1 protein-coding gene is annotated in these 1,361 nt (G+C 40.9%); it reads right to left on the bottom strand.

Translation table 11 applies throughout. The features are described from left to right. Positions 1–120: 120 nt before the first annotated feature. Positions 121–1,361: phosphoribosylamine--glycine ligase (gene purD / locus AFK68_RS00130; RefSeq protein ID WP_143437358.1), on the bottom strand; the 1,241-nt coding region annotated here is incomplete at its 5' end.

The following is a 1,361-nucleotide window of genomic DNA, read 5'->3' as shown; positions in this document are numbered from 1 at the left end:
TCATTATCCATTATCCATTATTCATTATTCATAGGAATTACGCACCATGACACATATATAGCGTTAAAAACTATAACGTTATAGTTTTTTAACTCTATATATAGTAGCTTTGCATCAGTCCTAATTCATTAAAACCCGACTACCTATATCTCGGCGATAGTACATTCCTTCAAATTGAACAGAATTTACAGCAGCATAAGCTTTTGTCTTAGCCTCAGTAAAATTACTCCCTACTGCTGTTACTCCCAAAACACGACCCCCGTCAGTGATTAAATTTTCTGCCTGGAATTTTGTTCCAGCATGAAATATAGTCGCTCCATTAGCTTCAGCTTTTTCTATTCCAGAAATTATTTTACCTTTCTCATAATCTCCCGGATAACCCCCAGAAGCTAAAACTACACATACCGCCACTCCCGGTCTCCATTTAATAGGGGGCAACTCAGCCAAACGTTGTTCACAACAAGCTAATAATAATTCCTCCAATGGAGTTTCCAACAGAGAGAGAATAGGTTGAGTTTCTGGGTCGCCGAACCTACAGTTAAATTCTAATACTTTTGGCTCTCCTGTCGGACTAATCATTAATCCAGCATAAATCACGCCTCGATAATCTATACCACGTTTTTGTAAATTAGTCAACGTTGGTTCTAGGACTTGTTGTTGAATGGAGGCCATGAGTTCTGGCGTAATAATAGGAGTAGGAGCATAAGCGCCCATACCTCCGGTGTTGGGTCCTGTGTCTCCTTCGCCTACTTGTTTATGGTCTTGGGCTGGTAATAGAGGACGAATGGTTAGTCCATCAGTCAGGGCTAATACTGATACTTCTTGACCTGTGAGGAATTCTTCTATTACCACAGATTGGTTTTTTTTGTCAAAGTCTCCCTGAAAAATATCATCTATAGCATTATGAGCCATTTCAATTGTAGTGGCGACGGTGACTCCTTTTCCGGCAGCTAGACCATCTGCTTTAATGACTATGGGAATTTCTGTAATGTATTCTTTAGCAGTTTCGGCCTTGGTAAAGGTGGCTGATTTAGCAGTGGGAATATTTGCCTCGGACATAAAATCTTTTGCCCAAGATTTACTAGCTTCGAGAATGGCGCCTGCTTTAGTGGGACCGAATATTTTGAGGTTGGGTTGTTGTAGGTAGTCGGTAATGCCGAGAGCTAGGGGAACTTCAGGACCAACAACAACAAGAGAGATATTTTGGTCGTCGATAAGTTGTTTAAGGGCTGGAAAATCTGTAACTGAAATGGGTATATTTTGACATTTTGCTTGGGTGGCAGTGCCACCATTTCCTGGGGTACAAAATATTTGTTGAACTTGGGAAGATTGGGATAATTTCCAGGCGATCGCGTGTTCTC

Origin of the sequence: Hydrocoleum sp. CS-953, assembly GCF_002260545.1 — a bacterium.
GTDB lineage: Bacteria > Cyanobacteriota > Cyanobacteriia > Cyanobacteriales > Microcoleaceae > Trichodesmium.
Note: the sequence above shows the minus strand (reverse complement) of the source record. Positions and strands in the feature narration are given on the sequence as shown.